We start from the raw sequence: 25398 nt of genomic DNA, 5'->3' as shown, positions 1-25398 counted from the left end.
TGCCATCGAGATCTCAAAGGCAACAACGCAGTTCGACGCGCCGTCCGTGATCCGAACCAAACGGGACGGCGGTGCGCTGTCAGATGCGGCGATCGACTGGGTGATCGACGCGTACACCCATGGTCGGGTCGCCGAGGAACAGATGTCGGCGCTCCTGATGGCGATCTTCCTGCGGGGCATGACGCCGGCCGAGATCGTCCGGTGGACCGCGGCCATGATCGGGTCGGGGGAGCGCTTCGACTTCACCGACCTTCGGCGGGATGGCCGGCCACTCGCCTTGGTGGACAAGCATTCCACCGGAGGCGTGGGCGACAAGATCACCATTCCGCTGCTGCCGGTGATCATGGCGTGCGGCGGCGCCGTCCCGCAGGCGTCCGGGCGCGGGCTCGGCCATACCGGCGGAACCCTGGACAAGCTCGAGTCGATTGCCGGGTTCACCGCCGAGTTGTCGAAAGCCCAGATAGGTCAACAACTTCGCGACATCGGCGCGGCGATTTTCGCGGCCGGCGAACTCGCGCCTGCCGACCGGAAGATCTATGCACTGCGCGATATCACGTCGACCGTCGACTCGCTGCCGCTCATCGCAAGCTCGATCATGAGCAAGAAGCTCGCCGAAGGTGCGCGCGCCCTTGTCCTCGACGTCAAGGTGGGCCGGGGAGCCTTCCTCAAGACCGAGCCCGAGTCACGCGAGTTGGCCCGCACGATGGTCGAGCTCGGAAATGCGAACGGCGTGCCGACGCGAGCTCTGCTGACCGATATGAACCGGCCGCTCGGGCGCGCGGTCGGCAATGCGGTGGAGGTGGCCGAGTCGCTGGAGGTGTTGTCGGGTGGGGGGCCGGACGACGTCGTCGCCCTCACGCTGGCGCTGGCCACCGAGATGCTGAACGCCGCCGGTATCGACGGGGTGGACCCCGCCGACACATTGCGTGACGGATCGGCGATGGACCGGTTCCGCGCGCTCGTCGCCGCCCAGGGTGGTGACCTGAGCCAACCTCTTCCCGTCGGGTCGGCTTCCGAGACCGTCACCGCGCCGCGCGCCGGTGTCATGGGCGACGTCGACGCCATGGGTGTGGCGATGGCTGCGTGGCGGCTCGGTGCGGGCCGGGCTCAACCGGGTGAGCCCGTGCAGTTCGGTGCCGGAGTCCGCATTCATCGCCGCCAGGGCGAGCCGGTGTCCGCGGGCGAGGCACTGTTCACCCTCTACACCGACACCCCCGACCGCCTCCCCGCGGCGCTCGCCGAACTCGACGGCGCGTGGGCCGTCGGTGAGTCCCGGCCCGTGGACCTGCCGCTAGTTATCGACCGGATCGACTAGGGCGTTGCGAGTGGTGCGGGCGCCGGTGGTGCGGGTGCGGGCGCCGGCGGAGCCTGTGGTGCAGGTAGTTGGTCCCACTGCGCGGGCGGAGCCGCGGGTGGGGCCGGTTCCAGACCGAGGCGCCCCGCTGCGAAATCGACTCCTTGTCGGATCAGGCCGTCGTAGCCGTACGAGGTGTGCGCGGCGAAGTTCAGCCCGTCCGAGCAGACGAAGTCATCGGGCGCGCACACCTTGAGGGTCTTGGCCTCGTACTCGGGTCCGATGATCACCGGCGGTTCGCCGAGGAAGTTCATCGCCCGAAGATTCGGCGTCCCGTAGAGCACGACGGCGGCGACGTGCTCGGCGATGTCCGGCTGCAGCGGTTTCGGTACGGTCGCGGGATCGACCCCGTCGGGTACGGCAGCCGACGTGACGAAGCCCATCACGGCCGCGCCCTGCGAATACCCGCCTAGCACCATCTTCGTGTCGGGGCAGGTGGCTGCCATGGACGTGACGTGGGCGCCCGCGTCCCGGATGCCGTCGACACCGGTGGTCCATTGGTCGGTGGCAGGGTAGTTGACCGGGTAGACCCCGAACGTCTTGTCGCCGACGCGCTGGCGCAGGGAGTCGACAAATGCCTGGCCCGTCGGCCCGACTCCCGGTGGCTCGCCGGTGCCGCGGGCGAATACCACCTCCACATCGGGACATGGCTCCGCCGACGCCGTCGGCGTGCCGATGGCGAACAACATCGGCATCATGGTCATTGCGGCCGCAGTCAGAACATCTACACGCACGTTTCGTATCCTTTGCTGTTTCGAAATACCTTGTCGTGCAGTGGCAGGCTCGTCGTCACTGACTCCCTGCCACACCGTGTGTGGTTGCTCGCCAGTCGGGCAGTTTCTGCACCGACGCCAAAGCCGCTGTGAGAGATTCGCTTACCGGGAGAACGCCGTCGCGATCACAGCCACTCAACAGTCGCGATACCGCGTGGCCTGCGACCAGAGACCACCGCACATCGAAATGTGCGCATCGGGCGTTGACTACGTGCAGGGCGTCGATGCTTGCGGCGTCAACGAATTCGACTGCGCTCAAGTCCAACACGAGCCATTCGCAACACATCGAGTGCTGAACGTGATCGAGGAGTCGGTTCGCGTTTGCGGCGTCGAGATTGCCCGCAACGCTGAGCAGTCTTCCGGTACGGCCCTGGTGTGTGGTGAATCGGGCGGCAGCCGGTTGGGCCGATCCGAGGACCGGTGATCCTGATTTGGTGATCATGACATCGACGACCCCTGAGTCGATGATTGTTGCCGCTGGGGCGACGCGAAGGTGCCTCAGCATGCCAGTGATTTATCGCGGCAGGCTCGGGCTCAACCTTGTCGCAAAAACTACTCCCACCCGCCAATGTCGGCAACTGTTATCGGCGATGAACCCGTTGAACGGCGGCATAACTGTTGGAAGATCAACCGCCCGGGACGGGTGATGTCGCGGATGATGGTGACATGAGCACGCCGCTGACCCTCGACAAGATCCGCCACGCCCCCAAGGCCCTCCTGCATGACCATCTCGACGGTGGGTTGCGGCCGGCCACCGTGCTCGATCTGGCCGGGAAGTTCGGCTATGACGATCTGCCCGCGACCGATGTCGACGAGCTGGCGACGTTCTTCCGGACGGCCGCGCACAGCGGGTCGCTCGTGCGTTACCTGGAGCCGTTTGCCCACACCGTCGGCGTCATGCAGACACCAGAGGCGTTGCACCGGGTCGCCTACGAATGTGTCGAGGATCTGGCCGGCGACAACGTGGTGTACGCCGAGATCCGGTTCGCCCCCGAACTGCACATCGACCGGGGCCTGTCACTCGACGACGTTGTCGACTCGGTGCTGGCAGGCTTTGCCGACGGGGAGAAGGCGGCCGCTGCCGAAGGACGGTCGATCAAGGTGCGCTGCCTGGTGACGGCGATGCGGCATGCCGCACGGTCACGCGAGATCGCCGAGTTGGCAATCCGGTTCCGCGACAAAGGGGTAGTGGGTTTCGACATCGCCGGAGCCGAGGCCGGCTACCCTCCGACCCGGCATCTCGATGCGTTCGAGTACATGCGAGGCAACAACGCGCGCTTCACCATTCACGCCGGTGAGGCGTTCGGGCTGCCGTCCATCCATGAGGCGATCGCGTTCTGCGGCGCTGACCGGTTGGGGCACGGGGTGCGCATCGTCGACGACATCACCGAGCTCGACGACGGCACGCAGCAGCTCGGGCGGCTGGCATCCATCCTGCGCGACAAGCGCATTCCGCTGGAGATGTGCCCCAGCAGCAACGTGCAGACCGGTGCGGCCCCGAGCATCGCCGAGCACCCGTTCGACCGGCTGGCCCGACTGCGGTTCCGCGTCACGGTGAACACCGACAACCGGTTGATGAGCGACACCACCATGAGTCAGGAGATGGCGAGCCTGGTCGAGGTGTTCGGGTACGGCTGGAGCGACCTGGAGCGGTTCACCATCAATGCGATGAAATCGGCCTTCATACCGTTCGACGAACGCCTGGCCATCATCGATGAGGTCATCAAGCCGCGGTACGCGGTGCTGGTCGGCTGAGGTGGAGGCTTCGGCTCACTCCGCGCGATAGACGGTCTGGCCGCCGACGATGGTCTCGACAGGCCGGACCGCGCCGATGTCGTCCGTGGTGAGAATGTTCTGGTCGAGGATCACGAGGTCGGCCAGCATGCCTTCGGCGATGCGGCCTGTCCGGTCCTGGCCATTGGCATAGGCAGAACCCGCGGTGTACGCGTGTATCGCCGATGGCAGCGTGATGCCTTCCTCGGGGAGAAGCGGCGTGTCGAAGACGTCGTCGCCGATCGCGTGGGGGTCGGCGGGCGTGCCGGTGCGATGTACGGCCGTGTGGATCGCCCACAACGGATTCGGATCGGTGACCGGCCAGTCGCTGCCCATGGCCAGGATGGCCCCGTGGCGTTGGATCGACGCGAACGGAAAATGCCACGGTTCGCGTTCCGGCCCGAGCAGCGGGAGTTTGCGTTCGACGATCTCCTTGTCCCGGCGTGCCCACAGGGCCTGAATGTTGGCGATCACTCCGAGTCGCCCGAAACGCGGAATGTCATCTGGATCGACCACGTCCAGGTGCGCGATCTGGTGACGGCCGCCGTGCTCCGGGAACTGAGACATCGCGTGTTCGAGCGCATCGAGACACTCGCGCACCGCGCGGTCGCCGATCGCGTGCATGTGGATGCCGAAGTTCTCGGCCGCCAGCATGGCAGTGACCTTGCGCAGGTTCTCAGGGTCGATGAATGACTGCCCACTCGAAATGTCCTCACCGAACACGGCGCGATAGGGCGCGAGCATCGCGGCTGTGCAGTTCTCGCATATCCCGTCCTGCATGACCTTGACCATGCGGGCCGTGAAACGCGAATGGCCGGTGCGGTCGCGGCGGACACACAGGTCGCCCAGCTGCTCGGCCCCGCGCTCCGCATCCCACCACAACGCACCGACCACCCGAGCAGTCAGCTCGCCGGCCTCGTCGGCGTCGACATAGGTGGTGAAGTTGTCCTTCAGCCCGAAGAACTCTGCACCGACCGCGGCGTCCTGCCATCCGGTGACACCGACGGAATGCATGCGCCGTTGCGCCTCGAGCAATGCACGGCGCATGAACTCCGCCGTGACCTCCGGAATCAGGGCATTGACCGCATCGCCGCCGCGGTCCAAGAGCACCCCGGTGGGTTCACCGTCATGGTCGCGGACGATCCTGCCGCCGGCCGGATCGACAGTTCCGGCGTCGATGCCCGCCAATTCCAGAGAGCGGGTGTTGACCCAGGCGCCGTGGTAGTCGTGGCTGGTCAAGATCACGGGGCGGTCCGAGACGACGGAATCGAGATCGTGGCGCGTGGGGAACCCGTTCGCAAACGCGTCGCCGTACCAGCCGGCACCGGCGATGACCGTCTCATCGGGATGGCCGGCCGCGTAATCGGCGATAGCGGTGAGATAGGTCTCGCGGCGGTGGGCCAGACCAGACAGGTCGCAGCGAAGCGCCGCCATCCCCGCGGCGACCGGATGTGCATGCGCGTCGACGAACCCGGGCAGCAGGCTCACTCCGCCGAGGTCGATGACCTCCGTGTGCCTTCCGATCATGCTGCGGTCTACGCCGCGGCTCACGCCAACGATGACATCGCCCGCGACGGCGACGGTGTCGGCAGACGAGGAGCTCGTGGCTTCGAACACTGCCGCGTTGGTGAAAATGCGGTCGGCGAACCCGCTTGCGTGCGGAGCGTGTTCCATCATGCGAAATCCCTCAGGCTCGGTCGACGCTCACGGGCTGCCGGTCGGCGAGCACGAGTGCACTGGCACGTTCGGCGACCGCCATGATGGTTCCGACCGGGTTGACCGAGGGAATGGTGGGGAAGACCGAGGCATCGACCAGTCGCAGCCCGTCAACCCCGCGGACGCGCAATTGTGAGTCGCACACCGCCATCGGATCGCCGTCGGCGCCCATTCGACACGTGCCGGAGACGTGGTACACGGTCTGATGTGTGGCCCGCAGCGCCTCGGAGAGGTCTTCGTCGGATTGGGCATCCGGGCCGGGGAAGACCTCGCGGATCAGCCAGCCGGCCATCGGCTCGGTCGCGGCGATGCGACGGGCCAGCCGGATGCCGGCGATCAGGACAGCCTCGTCGTGGCCGTCTGGGTCGGTGAAGTAGCGGTAGTCGATCGACGGCCGGTCGGCGGGTTCCGCCGAGGTGATCCACACCCGCCCGCGGCTGCTCGGCTTCGCCACGTTCGGTGCGATCGACACGATGCGCTCCGGCATCGCGACCCCGTACGCCACGGCGTGGTCGGCCACGGCTTCGACCGGGAAGTGCATCAGCACGTCGGGCCGGGCCGGGCCGTCGTCCGACAAGCGCACGGCGGCACCGGCATCCCAGCCGGTTGCGCAGGTGTCGGGGACGTCGGCACCGGCCTCCCACACGATGAGGCCCTCGGCGTGGTCCATCAGGTTTTCACCGACGCCAGGGGATGGCACGACGGTTCGAACTCCCGCGGCCTCGAGTACGTCGCTGGGGCCGATCCCCGAGAGCTGCAGCAACTTTGGGGTGTCGATGGCGCCGCAGCACACGATGACCTCGCGCTCGGCCCGGTATTCGTGGCGGTTGCCGTCGGCGTCGCGGGTGATCACGCCGACGACCGTGCCGTCCTCGATCAGGAGCCGTTCGGCCTGCCTGCCGTGTTCGACGACGAGGTTGTCGCGGTCGGCGATGGCGTCGTGCAGATAGTGCACCGACGTGGAGGACCGCAGGTGGTTGTCCGGGGTATAGCCGATCTCGAAGAAGCCCGCGCCGATTCCGGTCGCGGCGAACTCGGGATCGGAGTTCCAGGCCCGGCGGGCGGGTAGGTTCAACGCGCGCTGGGCGGAGTCGACGACGTCGCTGACATACGCGTTGCGGTCCTTGTCGGCGACGGGCTGCACCGGGACCAGAAGCCGGTCGAACGCGCCATGCAGTGTCGCGGCATCCCATCCGGTGACGCCCAGGGCTGCCCATTCGTCCAGATCAGCCTTGAGTGGCCGCCAGGTGATCATCGTGTTGGCCGTTGAGCAGCCGCCGAGTATGCGCATCCTGGCTTGCCGGATACCGGAGTTGCCGCGGTCCTGCGGCACGCTGCGGTAGTCGAGGTCGTATTCGCTCTCGAGCATCTGGGCCCAGCGGCGGATGTCACGGGCGCGGGGCTCGTCCCGGTCGGAGGGACCGGCTTCCAGCACCGTGACCGTGATACCGGGGTCTTCCGAGAGCCGGGCTGCGACAATGCATCCGGCAGTCCCGCCGCCGACGACCAGATATTCGCTCATGCTCGCACCACCGCGGGCTGGGCCACCGGAGCCGACACCTTCGACCGCATGAGCGCGTAATACAACGGGCAGATGATCGCGAGTCCGACGATCCACGAGATGTCCACCCCGCCGAGAGTCGCTGCTGCGAAACCGGTGAACAGCGTGGTGGACAGGAACGGAATCTGTACCGCGATGCCGATGAAGTAGCAGGCGATGGCGACCCAGTTGAACGTACCGTAGCGGCCTCCGTCCCGTTCGAACAACGAGTCGATGTCGTATTCGCCGTGACGCAGGAGGTAGTAGTCAACGAGATTGACTGCGGTCCAAGGGATTAGCACGCACAGGAGCAGGGCGAGGAAGCTCGCATAGTTGGCCAGGAAGTCGTCGGCACTCACCAATGCCGGGATGAGCGCGATGACGAACAGGATCACCGCCGTGACCGCGCGACTCATCGCTGCGGGCTGCCAGTTTGGAAACAGGTTCTGGCACACGGTGATCGTCGACAGCGAACCACAGTAGAGATTCATGGCGTTGGTGGCGGCGATACCGGTCGCGAAGATCGCGAACACCCCTGTACTGACCCCGTGCGTCAGCGTGGAGAGCCCGACGAGTGTGTCATCGGTCGGCAACGCGGCGCCAACCAACACGCCGAGCAGCATCGGCAGGACGGAGCCCAGCACACAGCCGGCGTAGGTGCCCCAGAATGCGGCCCGCTGGCCGGTGTCCTTGGGCATGTACCGCGTGTAGTCGGAAACGTAAGGTGCATAGGCGATCTGCCACAGGGCGGCGACCGACAGGGTCGCCATGAATCCGGCCCAGCTGAATCCGGTGGTGTGCCACGTGCCGGTGGGTACTCCGTTGACCCCGATCATCCAGACGAATGCGACGACCAATGCTCCGCCCGCGACTACCGACAGGAAGGCGGTCACGCGGTGGATGAGCCGGTACCCGACGATGGTGGCGACCACGCTGATCAACCCGATGATGGTGATGGACCAGTTGGTCGGCAACCCCGTCACCTTCGACAGGGCCTGGCCGCCGAGAACCGCATTTGACGCGAAGAAGCCAAGGTACATTAACACCACGAGGATGACCACGAGAAGGCTTTCGTACGAACCGAACTGGGCTCGCGTCTGGAGCATCTGGGGTACGCCCAGCTGTGGTCCTTGTGCGGCGTGCAGCGCCATGACCACACCGCCGATGACGTTGCCGAGCACGATCGCCGAGGCACCTGCCCACAGCGGCAGACCGAATACCGTGGTGGCAAGCGCACCGGTGATGATGGTGAGCAGCATGATGTTTGAGCCGAACCAGACGGTGAATAGATCACGGGCGCGGCCGTGCCGCTCGTCGACCGGGACATGGTCGATGGTTCGGCGTTCCAGGGGTGGCGGTGCCGATGTTTGCTCGTTCATGTGGTGACCGGCTTTCTCGTGCGGGCAGTGCGGCATCATGCCGGTGATCGCGACTCCGGCCAAATCAGTATTCGCACAGATTCCATAAACACAAAATGCGCATTTCCGACCTTATTCATCACTTTTCAAGATGACGAGAATGTTACGCAGGCATTGTCGTCACGTTTCGAATTCGACTGGCGAATAACGTTTTACAGTGCTATCCACGTCGTTTTGAGGCCGGTGTATTTGTCGAGTGCGTGCACAGACAGGTCTCGGCCGAACCCGGACTGCTTGAAACCGCCGAAAGGTGTCTGCGGGCTCAGCGCGTCGACGGTGTTCACCGACACGGTGCCGGCCCGCAGCGCGGCGGACACCCGGTGGGCGCGTGAGAGATCACGGGTCCACACCGACGCGGCCAGACCGTAGACGGTGTCGTTGGCCATCGTGATCGCCTCGGTCTCGTCGGCGAACGTCTGCACGGCCAGCACCGGTCCGAAGACTTCTTCGGTGATCAGTTCGGCGGTCGCCGGCAGGTTCGCGACAATCGTTGGTGAGACGAAACAGCCACGGCCACCTACGGTCTCACGAGTACCACCGGTGAGAACCTCGCCGTCGGCGCGGGCGCGGTCGATGAATCCGATGACGCGCTGGGTGTGCTGCTCGTCGACGAGCGCCCCCAGGGTGGAAGCGGGATCCAGCGGGTTGCCGGGGCGCATATCCGCGGTGCGTTTCACCAATTCGGTCAGAAACCCCTGCGCAATCGACTCCTGCAGCAGCAGACGGGAATTCGACGAGCATACCGCGCCCTGGTTGTAGAACGCTCCGAAGATCGCCTTGTCCACCGCGGCGTCCAGATCGGCGTCGGCGAATACCAGGTTGGGACTCTTCCCGCCGCATTCCAGCCACACCTGTTTGGCATTGGAGTCCGCCGCGTAGCGCAGGAACCGCTTGCCGGTCTCGGTCGACCCGGTGAACGCGATGACGTCGACATCCGGGTGGCGGCCCAGGGCCGCCCCGGCGGTCGGACCGAGCCCCGGCACGACGTTGAACACACCCTCTGGCAGGCCGGCTTCCACTGCCAGTTCGGCGAGCCTGATGGACGAAAGTGGGGCCTGCTCTGCCGGTTTCAGTACGACGGAGTTCCCGGCCGCCAGGGCGGGTGCCACTTTCCAGACCGCGAGGTCGAGCGGGAAGTTCCACGGCGTGACGGCTCCGACGACGCCGAGCGGTTCGCGGGTCACCAGTGCCAGATTTCCGGGTTCGGTGGGCGCGATCTCACCCGACTGCTTGTCGAGAGCTTCACCGTAGAATGCGAAAAGCTCGGCGGCCGAGGGCACATCGACGGTGTGCGCCTCGACGACCAACTTGCCCATGTCGATCGAGTCCAGCAGCGCGAGCTCCTCGCCGTGCGCCACGATCAGTTCGGACAACTGCCGCAGTACGCGTTTGCGGTGTGATGCCGAGGTACGCGACCAGGCGCCCGATTCGAAGGCCGCGCGCGCCGAGGCCACGGCCGCGTCGACGTCCGCGACGTCGCCCGAGGCGACAGGGGCGATCAGTTCACCGGTGGCGGGGTTCACCGAGTCGAACGTCGCGCCGGACAGCGCAGCCCGGTACTTTCCGTCGATGAAAACCTCGGTACGCGGGGTAATTTCACCGGCACGCCGGGTCCAGTCGTCGAGCGTGGTCATATGCCTGCCTCTCAGGGGACGTAGATCGCGAACTGCTTGATCAGTGGCTCGGTGACGCGGTATTCGCCGCGCCAGCCCTTGGTCAGGGTGAACGAGTCGCCGGGACCGAACGTGTGGGCGACGCCGTCGTCACCGGTCAGCGTGATCGAACCTTCGAGCACGCGGGTGTATTCGTCGCCCGGGTAGCTCTCGATGAACTCGGCATAGGGCTCGGCGCGCCATGATCCGACCGTGAACTTTGCGTCGGAGCTGGCGAGGTGCACGGCCTCGTGCTCAGCCGGGTTTCCCTCGCGCAGGGTATTGGCGGTGACATAGTTGCTCGGTGTCATGGCCGCGATGGCCGCGGGGCCGGCGGGGATCAGCGCAGGCATGGATTCTCCTCAGACGGTGGCCGGCTGGGCCGGCGTGATGGGTAAAAAGGCACGGGTGCCCCGATTTTCAGGTGCGAGCTCTGCAGTCTCGCGGAGATACGGCACGGGGCCCAAGGACTGCGGTTCGTCGAGCTCCTCGGCGTAGCGGTGGCCCGACCACACGGCCGCCGCGATGGTCGCCGGGGCCCACACGTCGCCGATGGCCCGCACGCTCAGCAGGCCGGCGTCCGCCCATTCGCTCTCGCGGCTCAACAGCTCCTGATAGAGGCCGTCATAGGGCAGGCGCGCGGTCACGATGACCACCGAGTCGGCGCTCACCGCGCCCTGGTCGCCCGTGTACACACACGCGGTCTGCACGCCGTCGGCCGTGACGGCCGTGACGGCGGTGTTGGTGCGCACATCGATGCCGGCCCGGATCACGCGCTTACGGATGCGCGCGACTTCGAGGGTGTTGGTGGTCCATTGGGACACGTGCGCGGCGGGGGTGATCAGGGTGACGTCGAGGCCCTCCTTGGCGAGCAGCTCGGCGATCACGCCGCCCATGTAGTAGTGGTCGTCGTCGAACACCACAACTCGCTGCCCGCGCGGGCGCGTACCGGCCATGATGGCGTCGGGGTTCAGAATGTCTGCGCCTTCGGTGATTTCGAGAGGCTTGGTGTGCCAGCGGCCGACGCCGTCGGTGCGCCAGCGCGCACCGGTGGCGACGACGACGTGGTTGAAGTCGTTGTCGATGATGTCGTCGGCGGTCATCTCGCTCTGCATGAAGACCTCGACGTTGTCGAGTTTGGCCAGTTGCTGCTCGCGGTAGTCCACGACGCGGATCCACGCAGACAGGCTCGGCAACTTCGATTCGCGCGCGACGCGGCCGCCCAGGGTGCGGGTGGCCTCGGCGAGGCTCACGGTGTAGCCGCGGTTGCCGAGCGAGCGGGCGGCTTCCAGCCCGGCCGGGCCTGCACCCACTACGAGTACCGACGAGTCGCTCGCCCTCGCGCGGATCTTCTCGGGGTGCCAGCCGCGGCGGAATTCCTCCCCCATGGTGGGGTTCTGCGTGCAGCGGATGGGAGACATGGTGAAGTCGCCGGACACGCAGATGTTGCAGCCGATGCATTCTCGGATGTCCTCGAGGTTGCCGCTCTCGATCTTGCTGGGCAGGAACGGATCGGCGATAGATGGACGGGCCGCGCCGATGAGATCGAGCACACCGGTCTTGACCTGGTGAACCATCATGTCCGGTGAGGTGAAACGACCTACGCCCACAACGGGTTTGGTGGTCAGTGCCTTGAGCCCGCGCACGTAGGGCTCCTGTTCGGCCTCGGGGCCGAAGCGTGACGTGACCGAATCGTCCTCCCAGCTGCCCAGCACGAAGTCCCACAGATCCGGGTGTTCGCCGAGCATGCCGATCACGTCTTCGATCTCGGCCCGCGTGATGCCCTCGTCGCCGAGTAACTCGTCGACCGAGATACGGCAGGCCACCGCGGCCCTGCCGTCGCACATCTCACGGGTGTCCTCGAGGATCTCGCGCAGCAGGCGCGCCCGGTTCTCTATGTTGCCGCCGTACTCGTCGGTGCGGTTGTTGTAGCGCCGGGACAGGAAGTGGTGCAGGCCGCCGATGGCGTGGCCGGCATAGACGTAGATGATGTCGTATTCGGCCTGTAGAGACCGGCGCACTGCCTCGCGGTGCCAGAACCGCATGTCGGCGATGTCGGACTTCGTCATCTCGCGGGCTTGCACGGGGTCGTAGTTCCACGACACGACCGGCAGGTTCTGCGGTCCCAGTGGGGCTTCGCGGCTGATGAGGTTCGGTGAGTTCAATCCGTTGTGGGCCAGTTCGATGCCGGCCAGCGCGCCGCCCTCGTGGATTTTCTCGGCGATGCGAGCCACGGCGGGCAGATCCTGGTCGTCCCACAACCGCAGTTCGATGAACGGGCCGATGTCGGAGGTGGGATGGATCTCGACTTGTTCGGTGCACACGACGGCCCAGCCACCCTCGGCTTTGATTCGGCGCATGTACGCCTCGCCCGACGGGTCGCGGTATCCCATGCCGTTGCAGTGCGGAACCTGGTAGAAGCGGTTTCGCGCGGTGACCGGGCCGATCTGTACGGGTTCGAAGAGGATGTCGTACCGGGGGTCTCGCATCGAGTCACTCCTAAAGTTCGTGACGTGGCTCACGCCTGGGCTACAGCTATCGTGGTGCGCCCCAAAACCCCGGTCAACTAGTGGTTTCAGCGGTTTTGCATCTGTTTTGGTGATGCATTTCGCCGCGCGGCCCTTCCCGGTGTCCCTGCTCAGGCGCTGTGGCGAGCGTGCAACATTTTGCGGCGTTTGCGCCTTCGCGGCACAGAACCCTGCACGTTCGTCACAGTGCGCCGGAAGGTACATGTCCTTCCTGTTCCGCTGTCTGCTCAGCGCGGAGGGGTCGACCTGCGCATCGGAAATTCTGATGCGAATTGACAGAAAACGATGTTTTACAGCTGCGGGGGTGTGGGCTCACTGTGGGGGCCATCACATTCCCGCTCCAGAACAGAGGGTCCACCGTGGAATCACATGTGGAAACACAGACTGCGCAGGCTGATCGCGAGGTCAAACACCTCAAGAAGACCTTGGGCCGCCTCGACATCGTGTTCCTGATCGTCGCGGCAGTCGTCTCGATCGAAGCGCTCGGGCAGGTATCCGGCTTCGGCGCCGAAACCTTCACCTGGGCGTTGGTGCTCGCGGTGTTCTTCCTGGTGCCGTACGGGCTGATCTTCGCCGAGACGGGCGCGGCCTTCACCGGTGAGGGCGGCGTATATGTCTGGTGCCGCAAGGCTTTCGGCAGACCCGTCGCAGCGATCGCCTCGCTGCTCACGTGGGTCACGCAACCGGTGTGGGTGGGCGGATCGATGGCCTTCATCGCCTCGGAGGCGTGGAGCACGTACGTCATGCACTTCGAGCACGGCTCGTTCGCCGACTACGGATTCAAGCTCGTGTTCATCTGGCTCACCGTGCTGGCTGCGATCATCAGTCTCCGGCACGGCAAGTGGATCCCGAACATCGGAGCGATCCTGAAGATCCTGTTCCTGGTCATTTTCCTCGTGACCACGGTGATCTACGCCGTCCGCAATGGGGTCGCGGGACTGTCCGCCGGCGATTTCGTCCCCACGGTGGGTGGTCTGCTCGGGGTGACCCCGCTGTTGCTGTTCTCCTACCTCGGATTCGAGTCCGGCAACAGCGCCGCGGGTGAGATGAAGAACCCGGCCCGCGACGTGCCGTTCGCGATCGCGCGTTCGGCGGGTATCGCGGCGGCGGCCTACCTCCTGCCCATTTTCGCGATCCTCATCGTGCTCCCGGCGGACCAGATCACCGGCATCGGCGGCCTCATGGAGGCCGTGTCGACGGTGTTCAGTGTGTACGGCTCGGCTGCGCCGGCCATGCTGACCATCACCGGAATCGTCTTCGCGGTCGTGCTCATGACCCAAGGATCGGCCTGGATGATCATCAGTGACCGCATGCAGGCCATGGCCGCGGCAGACGGCGCGTTCTTCGGCGGGTTCTTCGGCCGGTTCCATCCGCAGCTGGGCACCCCGGTGCGCGTCAACCTGCTGTCGGGTGTGGTGGCGACGGTGTTCTGCCTGGTCGCCATGCAGGTCACCGGATCGTCCGCGGCGATTTTCGGTGTGGTACTCAGCATTTCGATCTCCACGTTCCTGCTGAGCTACGTCATCACGATCCCGGCGGCGGTTCGCTTGCGCACGCGCTTCCCTGAGGTGCCACGGCCGTTCCGGGTGCCGACCGGCGACGCGGGCTTCCGTGCCCTCGGCGCGGTGTGCTTCGCGTGGGTGGCACTGGGGTCCTGGGTGGCGGTGTTCCCCGGCACGCTGGATCGGCTGTTCGGGCTCGACTACGACTTCGTCGAGACCTGGGGTGTCAGCCAGCTGACGTTCGAGGTGTTCACGCTGGGCACCTTGGCCGTGCTGGGCATTCTCGGCGCGGTGGGATATCTCCGGGCGCGGCCGGTGCGGGCCGAGCGACCTGCCGGCGCGCCGCTGGACGGGTCAGTCGCTGGTAAGGAAGCCGCGCAGCTGTAATGCTGATAGGCCGCGACCCAGAAGGGGAGTGAGTAAGGGGTACCACCATGCGCAGACGTCCCGACGTCACGCTGACTCAGCTGCGGTACTTCGTGAAAGCTGCCACCTACCTGTCCATGACCAAGGCCGCCGACGAGTTGCACATCGCACAGTCGGCGGTCTCGGCCGCCATCAGTCAGCTCGAGCAGCAGATCGGTACGCAGCTGTTCATCCGCCACCGGGCACGCGGTTTGGCGCTGACCGCGGCAGGCGAGGAAATGCTCCGCGACACTCGCGCACTGCTGGCACACCTCGACGAGGTACTCGACAGCGCCAGTGGCAGCGTCGATCAGGTGCACGGAACCGTGCGGCTGGCCTGTTTCATCACATTGACACCATTTGTGTTGCCACGGCTGTTGTCCGACCTCGGGGACCGCCACCCAGATCTCGAGGTCGACGTCATCGAAACCTCCGCCGACGCGATCCGCACCGTGCTCCGCAACGGAACCGCTGAACTGGCACTCACTTACGACCTGGGGCTCGGAAGTGGCGTCGACGCCGAACCTCTGGGCGTCGCCGCACCGTACGTGGCACTACCGCCCGAACATCGGTTGGCGAGCCGGAAATCCATTCGGCTGACGGAACTGGCCGACGAACCGATGGTGCTGCTGGATTTGCCCGACAGCCGAGACTATTTCGAGTCGATGCTCGCGAAAGCCGGTGTGACGCCTCGCATTCGATATCGGTCGGCCAGTTACGAGGCGGTGCGTGGGCTGGTCGCGCGCGGCCATGGGTTCTCGATTCTCAACCAGATACCGGCGCATCGGGGTACCTACGACGGTGGTGAGGTGAGCGTCGTGCCCATTCGTGACGACCTTCCGGGCTTACCCATCGTGTTGGCCCGGTTGCAGTCGGTACGCAGCACCGCCCGCGCGCGAGCAGTCGCCGAGGCGGCCCGCGCGATCTTCGCCGACCGCCGCTGAAAAGCTCACCGTCGCATGGGATCGGTGGGTCGGCACAGATTCTCAGGGCTGAGAACCCGGTCGAGCACCGCGTCGTCGACGAGCGCGGAACGCCGCACCAACTCGGGAATCGACGCGCCGGTGGCGATGGCTTCGGCGACCAAAGCCGTCGCAGCCTCGTAGCCGAGCACCGGGTTGAGCGCGGTGGCGATACTCGCCGACTGCAGAACGGCTCGCCGCATATGGTCGGTGTTGGCGGTGATTCCCGCAATGCAGCGGTCACCGAGGACGTTCACCGCCGCCGTCAGGTGGTTGAGTGACGACAGCAGCGCGCGGGCGATGATCGGTTCGAAAGCGTTGAGCTGCAACTGTCCCGCCTCGGCGGCGATCGTGACGGTGAGATCGTTGCCGATCACCTCGAAGGCGACCTGATTGACGACTTCCGGAATCACCGGGTTCACCTTGCCTGGCATGATGCTCGAGCCGGCCTGCACGGGCGGCAGATTGATCTCGCCGAAGCCGGCGCGTGGCCCTGAGGACAGTAGTCGCAGGTCGTTGCAGATCTTCGACAGCTTCACCGCGCTGCGTTTGGCCACGCCGGACAACTGCACGAACGCACCCACGTCGGATGTGGCCTCCACGAGGTCGCCCGCTGTGGTGAGCGGTAGGCCCGTGAGGGCGCGGAGCCGTTCGCAGACCAGCGCGGCATATTGCGGATGTGTGTTGAGGCCCGTGCCGATTGCGGTGCCGCCCAGGTTTATCTCGGCGATGAGAGCCGACGCTTCGCGGAGCCGGTCGGCGTCTTCGATGATGGTCACCGCGAACGCGCCGAACTCCTGGCCGAGGGTCATCGGCACCGCATCCTGCAGCTGGGTTCGGCCGAGCTTGAGCATGTCGGCGAACTCGAGAGACTTGGTGCCGCAGTGATCGGCGAGATCTCGCAGCGCCTGCTCGAGCGTGCGGGTCGCCGTTCCCAGCGCAATCTTCACGGCGGTCGGGTAGACGTCGTTGGTGCTCTGCCCGAGGTTGACGTGTTCGAGGGGATGAACAATGTGGTAGTCGCCGCGCTGGTGACCCAAGAGCTCACACGCCCGGTTTGCGATCACCTCGTTGGCGTTCATGTTGGTCGACGTGCCCGCCCCACCCTGGATCTGGTCGACCACGAACTGGTCGTGCAGCGCCCCGCCGCGGATCTCGACGCAGGCCCGAGCGATCGCGTCGGCGGTTGTGTCGTCGAGTTGGCCGAGTTGCCGATTGGTCTCGGCGGCAGCCTGTTTGACCGCGGCCAGCGCGATCACCAGGTCAGGGTGCCGGGATATCGGCACACCGCTGATGGGAAAGTTCTCGAGTGCACGGGCCGTGTGGACGCCGTAGTAGACGCCGGCGGGTACCTCATGGTCACCGAGCAGATCATGCTCGGTGCGGGTCGGCTGCGCGGATGTCATTGCCTGCTCAGCAGTCGCTGCCGGATGTGGGTCTGGGATGCGCCGTCGGCCACTGTGCCTGCCAGCGCGAGCGCGCCATGTGCGATGGCGGTCTCGGCCGCGGAAGTGACAGTGGCCGAGGCGAATTCAGGTTGGTGGTTGACCGCGGGCAGCGAGTCGATACCGATGTAGGGATGGATCGCGGGCAGGATCTGGGAGACGTTGCCCATGTCGGTGGAGGCCCGTGCCATCATGGTGTCGGGTCCGGTCGCGAAGTGCCGGCCGACGGCCGTCGCGCGCCGTTCATAGCACGCGAGAAGCTCGTCATCGGTTCGGAACTCCGCATACGGCTTGGACTCCGCTGTCACGGTGAGCTGCGCCCCCGAGGCCAGCGCGCCCGCTTCGAAGCAGCGCATCACCTTCGGTTCGATCTCGGCCAGTTGAGCCAGCGTCTCGGCGCGCACGTACCAGCGGCCCTCGGTGCGTTCGGCGATCGCGTTCGGAGCCTCGCCACCACGCGTCATCATCCCGTGAACCCGCACCGACGATGGCAGTTGCTGGCGCAGCAGCCCGATCGCAACCTGGGCGATGGTGAACGCGTCGGCCGCGTTGACGCCGCGTTCCGGATAGGCGGCGGCATGTGCCGATTTGCCGTGGTACTCGATGTGGCTGTGCGACACGGCAAACGGCTTGGCCCGCGCGACGTCGACGGGCCCGGGATGCACCATTGCGGCCGCGTGCTGCCCGCTGAACCCGTCGCGTTCGAGCAGTTCGATCTTGCCTCCTCCGCCCTCTTCGGCGGGCGTCCCGATCACGCTCAGTGTCAGGCCGAGATCATCGACGACGGGCGCCAGAGCCAGCGCGGCGCCTACCGTGATGGCGGAGATCAGGTTGTGGCCGCAGGCATGCCCTAAGCCGGGCAGTGCGTCGTACTCGGCGCACAGCGCGACGTGCAGGTCACCGCTGCCGATGCGCGCGGCGAACGCGGTTTCGAGCTCGCAGTAACGTTCGGTGACATCGAACCCGCCGTCCGAAAGCGCTCCGGCCACCCGGCGCGCGGAACGTACCTCTTCCCACGCGATCTCGGGGTGGTCGTAGAGATCGCGGGACAGCCTGATGAGCTCCGGATGAGCCGTCGCGACCCCCGCTGCGATGGCGGCATCGCTACTGGTCACCTGGCACTCCGTATGACGGGGCCTGCGTCGGGTCGATGCCGCGGACGCGGTAATCGTTCTTCTGGGGTTGCCACAGCCGCCACAGCGCGGCGAGATCGCCGATCGGGTCGTCGGAGTAGTCGACCCGCAGATCCGTCACGGGCCACGGAACATCCTCCACCACAAGCATTCCGGCGGAATGCACGGGACCCGCTTCGCCACCCGCGGCCAGCGCGGCCCGCAGACCGTCGAGCAACCGCTCCTCGAATGCGTCGGCCCCGCTGTTCGCGTAGCCCCCCAGGAGCTCCGAGATCACCTTCTCGTCCGCGAGAAGGTTGCCGGCGGCAACGGCTTGATCGCCTTCGATGTGGGTGTGTGTGCCGAGGCTGTTCGGGCCCGAGTGCACGGCGGTGTTGCCGTTGGCGTCGACGACGGTCAGCTGCCGGTAGGCGGGGAATCGTTCTTGAGCCAGTGCGGCTTTGAGTGCGCCCTCGGCATCGGACCCGGCGGCGAGCGAGTCCAGCACGAGCGGGCCAAGAGCCGGGTTGGTGACGTTCTGCGATGCGACCACCCCGATGCCTGCCCGGCTGTGGGCACATCGGGATGCGACCGCGGGACTCGATGAGCAGATCACGATGCCGAAGGCGCCGGTGGCGGGGTCTCGGGCGACAAGCGAGAACGTCATTTGGCTGCCTCGCTGATGACTGCGGTGGCGTCGATCTCCACGAGCCATTCGGGGCGCGCGAGCGCCTCCACGACCAGGCCGGTGGATACCGGATAGACGCCCTTGAGCCAGCGGCCCATGATTCGGTACACGGTTTCGCGGTAGCGGATGTCGGTGAGATACACGGTGACCTTGACGATGTCGCGCAGCGAGCTGCCGGCCTCGTCGAGCAGCATGGCGATGTTGCTCATGGCTTTCTCGGTCTGTGCGGCGACATCGCCGATGCCCACCGACTCGCGGGTTTCGAGGTCTTGCCCGATCTGGCCGCGCAGATAGACGACGCCGCCCGCGACGACGGCCTGGCACAGGTCGTTGTCGAGGTTCTGCTCGGGGTAGGTGACCTTGGTGTTGAAGGGTCGGATACGCGTGTGGGTGGGTGCTTCGATATCGGGCATTGCCTGCGCTCCTTCTTCTAGACGGTGGCTTTGTAGGCGAGATAGCTTCGCTGGATCGCGATCTGGTCGGCAAGGTACTTGGCGTCGTGCCACACGCCCCAGATGAAGCTCGATCCGCGTCGCGACTGCCAGGGCAGGCCGAGGAAATAAACGCCCGGTTCCGAGGAGACCCCGCGTTGATGTTTTGGTCTGCCCTGCTCATCGAATGCGTCGACCTGGAGCCAGCCGTAGTCGAACGCGAAACCCACAGCCCAGATGATGGACGTGATGCCCGCAGCGGCGGTGTCGAGTTCGAGGATCGGGTGGGCCACGCAGTCCGGGTCCGGGCCGAGTATGCGGGCCTGTGGCTCCTCGGGCAGGTCCAGACCGTTGCGGGCGACGTAGGCATCGGCCTCGTCGAGCATGGAAAGGTAGTTCGCGTCGCCGCTTTCGATGTTCTTGCGCAGGTCTGGCGCAATACGCATGACGCCGTCGGCGAACCGACCTGCCATGCCGAGCAACGTGATGCCGCTGGCGGCCAGGGAGCGGAAGTCGACCGTGTGCCCGCCGTGCGCGCCGCTCACGGCGATCGTGACGTGCTCGGCGCCGCGCGGTGGCGTCGCCATGTCCCACTTGCCGAGAACACCGAGCCACCAGCAGAAGTCGCGCCCGCGGTAGCTGCGGGGCGGGCGGTCGTGCGGTCCGACCGCGAGGTAGACCTGGCGGCCCGACTGCTGCAGTTCGTCGGCGATCTGCACGCCCGACGACCCGGCCCCGACCACAAGGACTGAGCCATCCGGCAGCTGCTGCGGGTTGCGGTAGGAACTCGAGTGAATCTGGTGGATGCCCGCGCTGTCGGGGACGACCGGCGGGATGACCGGCTTCTGGAACGCGCCGGTCGCGGCCACGACGCACCGTGCCTCGATGGGACCGTCGGACGTCTCCACGTGGAATCCCGCGCGGCCGTTGTTCTTCCGTACCGATCTCACCTCGACGCCGGTGCGGATCGGTGCGTCGATCTTCTCGGCGTACGAGACGAGATAGTCGGCGACCTGCTCCTTGCCGGCGAAGGCGTCGGGATCGATGTTGAACTCCTGGCCCGGGAACCGGTCATGCCATGCGGGTCCGTTGGCCACCAAGGAATCCCACCGCCAGGAGCGCCAGCGCTCAGCGATCCGATCACGCTCGACGACGAGGTGGGGCACACCGTGCAGGCCGAGATGCTCGCTCATCGCGATACCGGCCTGTCCCGCGCCAACCACGAGAACTTCGGTCTCTTGGCTCGACATCTAACCTCCACTGTTAGCAAGTGTCGTTCGTTATTCCATGATTCAATTAGCCGCTGCATCTGTACAGCTCACATATTCGATGTAGTTCATCGTGAAAAGCGATCTACGGCACCATGGATGAGCCGTCCGACGGCTTAGCCTTCGAGTCCGAGGTCAGGCAGGGCCGATGTTGGTCATTCCTCGGCTTGCGCTGCGAGACAGTCTTTTTCGCTGGCGTCATGGACATCGGTGAGCGCGCCGGCCACTGCGGGATCGGTGCCGCGCCGCACCAGCAGCAGATAAATCGGACCGGTGACGATCAGGCCGGCCAGCCATGACAGATCGGCACCGCCCAGGTGATCGGCCACCGGTCCGGTGTACAACGACGTTGCCATGAACGGGATCTGAACAACGATGCCGATCACATAGGCGATGATCGCCGCGCGGTTGTACCGGCCGTAGATACCGCCGTCGAAGCGGAAGATCGAATCGAGGTCGTAGACACCTTTGTGCACGATGTAGAAGTCGATGAGGTTGATGGCCGTCCACGGCACGAGTACCACGAGCAGTGCCACAACCAGATTGACGAAGTGCGAGACGAAGTCGGCGGACAGCGCGATGGCGACGATCGACGCGCCGACCAGGATCACCACGGACAGGATCACTCTGGCCCGGGCCGTGGGAATCCAACGCGCCCGGAAGGTTTGCACACTGGTGATGATCGACAGCACTGCGCCATAGAGATTCAGCGCGTTATGGCTGATGACACTGAGCACGAAGAGCACGAGCATCGTGGTGCCGAGGGCGCCGGTGGTTGCCTTGACACCGTCCATGGTGTCCATGCCGACCGGGGCGGCCAGCGCGACGACGGCGCCGAAGGCGAAAGCCAGGAACGACCCGAGCACGCAGCCGAGATAGGTGGTCCAGAACGTCGATGCGACACCCACATCCTTCGGCAGGTACCGCGAATAGTCCGACACGTATGGGGCGAAGGCGATCTGCCAGAGCGCGCCGAGGGACACGGTGGCCAGCCAGCCGGCGAAGTTGAACCCGCCACGGCTCAGGAAGTCGGCCGGCAGATCGGAGGTCAGGATGGCGAAAAACCCTGCCGCGATGGCAAATCCGAGAACCCAGGTTCCGATTCGGTTCAGGAAGTGGATCAACCGGTACCCGATGATGCAGATCACCGCCGAGCCGACCGCCCCGAGGATGATTCCGACGTTCACCGGTACGGTTCCGGCGATGCCGTGGATTGACTGGCCGGCAAGAACGATGTTCGAGGCGAAGAAGCCGAGGTACATGACCGCCGCGATCACGACGATGATCAGTGCGCCCAGTGTGCCGAACTGCCCGCGGCTCTGAATCATCTGCGGGATGCCCATCTGCGGGCCCTGCGCCGAATGCAGCGCCATCAGCGCACCGCCGACGACATGTCCGACGGCGAACGCGATCAGGCTCCACCACAGATCGAGGCCGAACAGGCTCGGCCCGAGCGCGCCGGTGACGATGGGCAGGGGTGCGATGTTGGTGCCGAACCACAGTGTGAAAAGGTCGCGCACTTTGCCATGCCGGTCGGACGCCGGGACGAAGCCGATCGTGTGCTGCTCCAGCATCGGGGCAGTCTGGCCAGGATTGTCAGCCATGTGTTCCTCCGTGATGTGGGCTGGTGAATCCGTCCGCCCGCGGTGGTGATGAGGACCACAATGAACCAGGGTGCATCGATCTGTAAAACACAAGTAATCGATGTAGTTTTTCTGAAATTCAGATGCTGTGCTGAATCGCTTTCTAGGCGCCTCGGCCACGCAGGCGCGACCGGCGGCCGCCACGCACTCACCGACAAGGTGATGAAACAGCGTCACGGCATGCCGGAATTTGAGGCACGCCATCGAGTCCTACGGTCAGGCGTCAGGAAAAGCCTTGTCGTGAAGGTGAACTCGTACTGTCGCCGGTGCGGCACGCAGCTTCGTCGGGGCCCACGTATTGGCGTGGGCCACCGACGTAGGGGCTACTCCGCCCGCAACCGCGACTCCACGAAGCGCTCCAGCGACTCCCACTGCTCGACCGCATCGGCGTACGGAGCGGCCGGCTTGTCGGCCGTCTCCGGGTCGAGCACGTACGCGATGAACGCACCGAGCGGTTTGTCGGTGCTCAGCGTCTCGTCGACGGTCTTGTCCTCGGAGTAGTCGCTGACATCGCGCAGCAGTTCGACGGCCAGCTCCAGCTGATCGCGATCGATCGCGTCCGGACCGTCGGCGATGTCGTCGGCGAGACCGCTCAGCACGTAGACGTTCTCGTCCGAGACGTCGACGCGCAGTGATCCGTCGGTCGCCGCGGTGCGGATGTCGTCGTAGGTCGCGAGATCCGACAGGTCGTGGTCGTGCTCGTCGGCCAGATAGCGGGCGAGCGCACGCTCGGAGCTGAACACGCTGATGCGGCCGTTGCGCCCCAGGAAGACCGGTTCGTCATCGAGGTAGCAGCGCAGCGTGTACACCGTGCCCGAACCCGTCATGATCCGTACCGGGTCGATGCCGACCTTGAGCCAGAAATCCTCGTCGCCACCGAGCACGGCCCGGTCGTCGGCGCTCCGTTCGGATTTCTCGGCCTCGTCGGTGTCGCCGGCATCGCTGTCGTCGGCAGCCGTCTCGACGCTGACGCCGTCCTCATCGTCTTCCTCGGGGGCCGGCTCCTCGAGTTCGGCTTCGGCCTTCTTGACCGCGTCGGCGTCGATGCCCTCGGGAACGGTGACGATCTCGTCGATCGCGTCGAGCACGCCGTCCCAGCCACGCCCGATAACCGCTTCCACCTCGGCCCAGCGCTTGCGTCCACTGCGGCCGGTGAACGATTCGATCCCGCCGCCCAGCGTGCCCAACACCGGGTTGCCGTTGAAGAACTTGCTGATCGCCGGCAGCTCACACACCGAGCCGATCGACGACACGATCGCCAGGGTCTGGTGCAGCGCCTCTACCGATTCCTCGGTCGGCTTGTCGGCGACGACCTCGGGAACGCCGACAAGGTCGTGCGTGCGGTCCTCGGACGGGTCGAACTTATGCGCCGACGCCGTGGTCAATTTCTCCCACGCCGGGTGATCCGTCAGATCGTTGTCGCTGTTGGTGCGGACGAAAGCGGCGAGGTCAGCGACCGATTCGAAGGCGTAAAGGTCCTCGTCCTTGCCGAGGAAGGCCTCCCACTCGTCGCCGGCATCGCGCCAGCGCGGAGCCCACAGTGTGTAAAGGTCGCCCTTGGTCAGCCCGAGCCGGACCGGCACGATGTCAGCAGCCATGCGGCACAGCCTAACGGCGTGCCTTCGGCGTGCATTCAGGTTGCCTCCCGTTCGTGGCCGAGCTCGGCGACAAGACCGTCCAGCAGCTGTTGCCTACGCGTTGCTGCATCGTCCGCATCGCGCACACCGGCCAGCGCGTCGGCAGCGCGTTCCAGCGCCATCAGCCGCGCCCGCGCCCTCGTCATCGCGTCCTCGAACTGGGCGCTCATGCGGTCGGCCGCCAGAACCCCTGGAACCCCTGACCCGCGTTGGTGGTCCGGATGGGCGACAGCTGAACAGGATCGCCCGCCTCGATCATCGTGTTGGCGCCGACGATCATGGCGACGTGACCGTCCCATACCGCCAGGTCACCGGGCCGCAGCGAATCCGCCGAGATGGCGGAGCCGATGTCCTGCTCCTGAGCCAGGCGCGGGATGTTCAAGCCCGCTTCGCGATATGCCCACTGGGTCAGACCGCTGCAATCCAGGCCGACGCCCGGTGTCGTGCCGCCCCAGTCGTAGGGCACGCCCAGCTGAGTGAGTGCGTACCGAACCGCGGTCGCCGCGACCGCATTCGGAGCCAGCGCGCTGCTGCCATCGGGCAGGCGCACCGCGACGCCGTCGCCGAACAGGCCTGGGTCGCGTAACGCCGTCGCGAGCTCACCCGACGCAGGCAGGGACGAGGTGAGATTTCCGGTGCCGCCGGCCCAGCCGCTCGACAAGGCGCCCGGCGAGGTGCCCGGCGAGCCACCGGAGAACCCGGCAGGAACCGTCGGCGCCGGCGTGCTCGCGGGCATGACGGCGACGGCGTGGCGGTCCAGTTCGGCCCGGAGTTCGTCGACGACGGCGATGGCCTCGCGCAGTGACCGTTGCGCTTCGGCCAGCAGTTCCTCGGCGACGGCCGGTTCGTCGAGGCGCGGCTCCAGGGCAGCGGCGCGGTCCTCGAAACGGTCGACGATGGCCTGTAGGCGGGCACCGGCCGAGGACACGGCCCCGCCCGCCTGCTGCGCACTCGCGCTGAGCGCATCGGCCTCGTCGGCCAAGGCCGTGATCGTCGCAGCGGTCGTGGCGGCAAGGTCGGCGGCTGCGTCGGCGGCTGCGCCCGACCAGCCTGCCGCGGCCTGGGCCCAGGACCGGCCCGCCGCGGCACCGATCTCGGTCAGCGTCGTGTGTGCGGCGACAAGCGGCGCGACCGGTGCGCCACCGGCCGGCCACCCTGGGCCGACGAGGGCGCGAACCTCGTGCAATGGGGCGGCGAGTGCGCTGACCAGTGCGCTCGGCACGATCAGACCTGCGGCAGCAGCCCGGCGGCACGGTCGCCCGCCGCATCGAAGGACGTCGCGTTGCGCGCGGCGGCCACGCACGCGGCATGTGTGCGTTCACCAAGTGCCGCAACGGCATTGGAGTGGTTCATCACGGCCTCGGTGAACACCGCCAGGAACCGGTCACCGACCGGACCGAGTCCGTCCGGCGGCGACGGGGTCGCCCGCAGCGCCGCCGCGACGGCAGCGAGGCCGGCCGCGTGGGTGACGTATGCGCGGCCAAGGGTGCGGATGGTGGCGGTGTCGGCGAGCATGACGTTATGACGCTCGCCGGCACCGTTCGGTTCCAT

General features: G+C 66.2%; 22 protein-coding genes. 4 read left to right on the top strand and 18 right to left on the bottom strand.

Annotated elements, in window-relative coordinates:
- The first annotated feature begins 10 nt into the window (after positions 1–10).
- Entirely contained in the window at positions 11–1315 is a 1305-nt protein-coding gene (locus ACRCUN_RS04005) for a thymidine phosphorylase (protein WP_462140578.1), read from the top strand.
- Here ACRCUN_RS04005 and ACRCUN_RS04000 read toward each other — a convergent pair.
- Both ACRCUN_RS04000 and ACRCUN_RS03995 read right to left on the bottom strand, forming a co-directional pair.
- Positions 1312–2058 carry a cutinase family protein gene (locus ACRCUN_RS04000; protein WP_462140577.1) on the bottom strand — a complete coding sequence of 249 codons (747 nt, stop codon included), beginning with the start codon at positions 2056–2058 and terminating at the stop codon, positions 1312–1314. The two genes, ACRCUN_RS04005 and ACRCUN_RS04000, sit on opposite strands and share 4 nt — an antisense overlap.
- An 85-nt stretch (positions 2059–2143) precedes the next feature.
- Positions 2144–2569, bottom strand: coding sequence for an STAS domain-containing protein (locus tag ACRCUN_RS03995; protein ID WP_462140367.1), 426 nt, complete (start codon positions 2567–2569; stop codon positions 2144–2146).
- A 224-nt stretch (positions 2570–2793) separates the two neighbouring features.
- On the opposite strand from ACRCUN_RS03995, the gene ACRCUN_RS03990 reads away from it, so the two are divergent.
- A complete protein-coding gene (locus ACRCUN_RS03990) occupies positions 2794–3882 on the top strand; it encodes an adenosine deaminase (RefSeq protein WP_462140366.1) in 1089 nt (362 codons plus the stop codon).
- Positions 3883–3897: 15 nt separating this feature from the next.
- Here the strand turns inward: ACRCUN_RS03990 and ACRCUN_RS03985 are convergent, their stop codons facing one another.
- The 6 genes from ACRCUN_RS03985 to ACRCUN_RS03960 all read right to left on the bottom strand — a co-directional run bounded on the left by ACRCUN_RS03985 (position 3898) and on the right by ACRCUN_RS03960 (position 12715).
- Positions 3898–5577 carry an amidohydrolase gene (locus ACRCUN_RS03985; protein ID WP_462140365.1) on the bottom strand — a complete coding sequence of 560 codons (1680 nt, stop codon included), beginning with the start codon at positions 5575–5577 and terminating at the stop codon, positions 3898–3900.
- Positions 5578–5587: 10 nt separating this feature from the next.
- Complete coding sequence (locus ACRCUN_RS03980) at positions 5588–7138, bottom strand: GMC family oxidoreductase (RefSeq protein WP_462140364.1); 1551 nt, start codon at positions 7136–7138, stop codon at positions 5588–5590.
- The gene (locus ACRCUN_RS03975; RefSeq protein ID WP_462140363.1) at positions 7135–8535 is read right to left on the bottom strand and encodes a purine-cytosine permease family protein; all 1401 of its coding nucleotides are present in this window, start codon (positions 8533–8535) and stop codon (positions 7135–7137) included. Before ACRCUN_RS03975 ends, ACRCUN_RS03980 begins: the two co-directional genes overlap by 4 nt.
- Positions 8536–8726: 191 nt before the next feature.
- On the bottom strand, positions 8727–10208 hold the full coding sequence (locus ACRCUN_RS03970) for an aldehyde dehydrogenase (protein ID WP_462140362.1): 1482 nt from the start codon (positions 10206–10208) through the stop codon (positions 8727–8729).
- A gap of 11 nt (positions 10209–10219) precedes the next feature.
- Positions 10220–10579 carry a cupin domain-containing protein gene (locus tag ACRCUN_RS03965; RefSeq protein ID WP_462140361.1) on the bottom strand — a complete coding sequence of 120 codons (360 nt, stop codon included), beginning with the start codon at positions 10577–10579 and terminating at the stop codon, positions 10220–10222.
- 9 nt (positions 10580–10588) lie between these two features.
- Positions 10589–12715: an oxidoreductase gene (locus tag ACRCUN_RS03960; protein ID WP_462140360.1), complete on the bottom strand. Its 2127-nt coding sequence runs from the start codon at positions 12713–12715 to the stop codon at positions 10589–10591.
- A 410-nt stretch (positions 12716–13125) separates the two neighbouring features.
- Between ACRCUN_RS03960 and ACRCUN_RS03955 the strand changes: the two genes are divergently transcribed.
- Together ACRCUN_RS03955 and ACRCUN_RS03950 are read left to right on the top strand one after the other, a co-directional pair.
- Entirely contained in the window at positions 13126–14643 is a 1518-nt protein-coding gene (locus tag ACRCUN_RS03955) for an APC family permease (protein WP_462140359.1), read from the top strand.
- A 47-nt stretch (positions 14644–14690) separates the two neighbouring features.
- The gene (locus ACRCUN_RS03950) at positions 14691–15605 is read left to right on the top strand and encodes a LysR family transcriptional regulator (protein WP_462140358.1); all 915 of its coding nucleotides are present in this window, start codon (positions 14691–14693) and stop codon (positions 15603–15605) included.
- A 5-nt stretch (positions 15606–15610) separates the two neighbouring features.
- On the opposite strand, the gene ACRCUN_RS03945 is transcribed toward ACRCUN_RS03950, so the two are convergent.
- The 10 genes from ACRCUN_RS03945 to ACRCUN_RS03900 all read right to left on the bottom strand — a co-directional run bounded on the left by ACRCUN_RS03945 (position 15611) and on the right by ACRCUN_RS03900 (position 25398).
- Positions 15611–17029, bottom strand: a complete 1419-nt coding sequence (locus tag ACRCUN_RS03945) for an aspartate ammonia-lyase (RefSeq protein ID WP_462140357.1) — start codon at positions 17027–17029, stop codon at positions 15611–15613.
- Complete coding sequence (locus ACRCUN_RS03940) at positions 17026–18183, bottom strand: M20 family metallopeptidase (RefSeq protein WP_462140356.1); 1158 nt, start codon at positions 18181–18183, stop codon at positions 17026–17028. Before ACRCUN_RS03940 ends, ACRCUN_RS03945 begins: the two co-directional genes overlap by 4 nt.
- Complete coding sequence (locus tag ACRCUN_RS03935) at positions 18173–18847, bottom strand: DUF1028 domain-containing protein (protein ID WP_462140355.1); 675 nt, start codon at positions 18845–18847, stop codon at positions 18173–18175. The genes ACRCUN_RS03940 and ACRCUN_RS03935 overlap by 11 nt, the downstream gene beginning before the upstream one ends.
- Positions 18844–19281, bottom strand: a complete 438-nt coding sequence (locus ACRCUN_RS03930; RefSeq protein WP_462140354.1) for a RidA family protein — start codon at positions 19279–19281, stop codon at positions 18844–18846. The genes ACRCUN_RS03935 and ACRCUN_RS03930 overlap by 4 nt, the downstream gene beginning before the upstream one ends.
- 17 nt (positions 19282–19298) lie before the next feature.
- Positions 19299–20549 carry a flavin-containing monooxygenase gene (locus tag ACRCUN_RS03925; RefSeq protein WP_462140353.1) on the bottom strand — a complete coding sequence of 417 codons (1251 nt, stop codon included), beginning with the start codon at positions 20547–20549 and terminating at the stop codon, positions 19299–19301.
- Between the two features lie 173 nt (positions 20550–20722).
- Complete coding sequence (locus ACRCUN_RS03920; RefSeq protein ID WP_462140352.1) at positions 20723–22171, bottom strand: purine-cytosine permease family protein; 1449 nt, start codon at positions 22169–22171, stop codon at positions 20723–20725.
- A 362-nt stretch (positions 22172–22533) separates the two neighbouring features.
- Positions 22534–23808 (bottom strand): protein export chaperone SatS, encoded by a 1275-nt coding sequence (gene satS, locus ACRCUN_RS03915; protein WP_462140351.1) that lies wholly within the window; start codon positions 23806–23808, stop codon positions 22534–22536.
- Between the two features lie 35 nt (positions 23809–23843).
- Positions 23844–24017 carry a hypothetical protein gene (locus tag ACRCUN_RS03910; protein WP_462140350.1) on the bottom strand — a complete coding sequence of 58 codons (174 nt, stop codon included), beginning with the start codon at positions 24015–24017 and terminating at the stop codon, positions 23844–23846.
- Positions 24014–25069: a C40 family peptidase gene (locus ACRCUN_RS03905; protein ID WP_462140349.1), complete on the bottom strand. Its 1056-nt coding sequence runs from the start codon at positions 25067–25069 to the stop codon at positions 24014–24016. The genes ACRCUN_RS03910 and ACRCUN_RS03905 overlap by 4 nt, the downstream gene beginning before the upstream one ends.
- Positions 25070–25071: 2 nt before the next feature.
- Complete coding sequence (locus tag ACRCUN_RS03900) at positions 25072–25398, bottom strand: hypothetical protein (protein ID WP_462140348.1); 327 nt, start codon at positions 25396–25398, stop codon at positions 25072–25074.

The sequence above is a fragment of the Mycobacterium venezuelense genome (assembly GCF_054919535.1).
The sequence above is the reverse complement of the archived record's forward strand: the minus strand, read 5'-3'. Positions and strand labels throughout refer to the sequence as shown.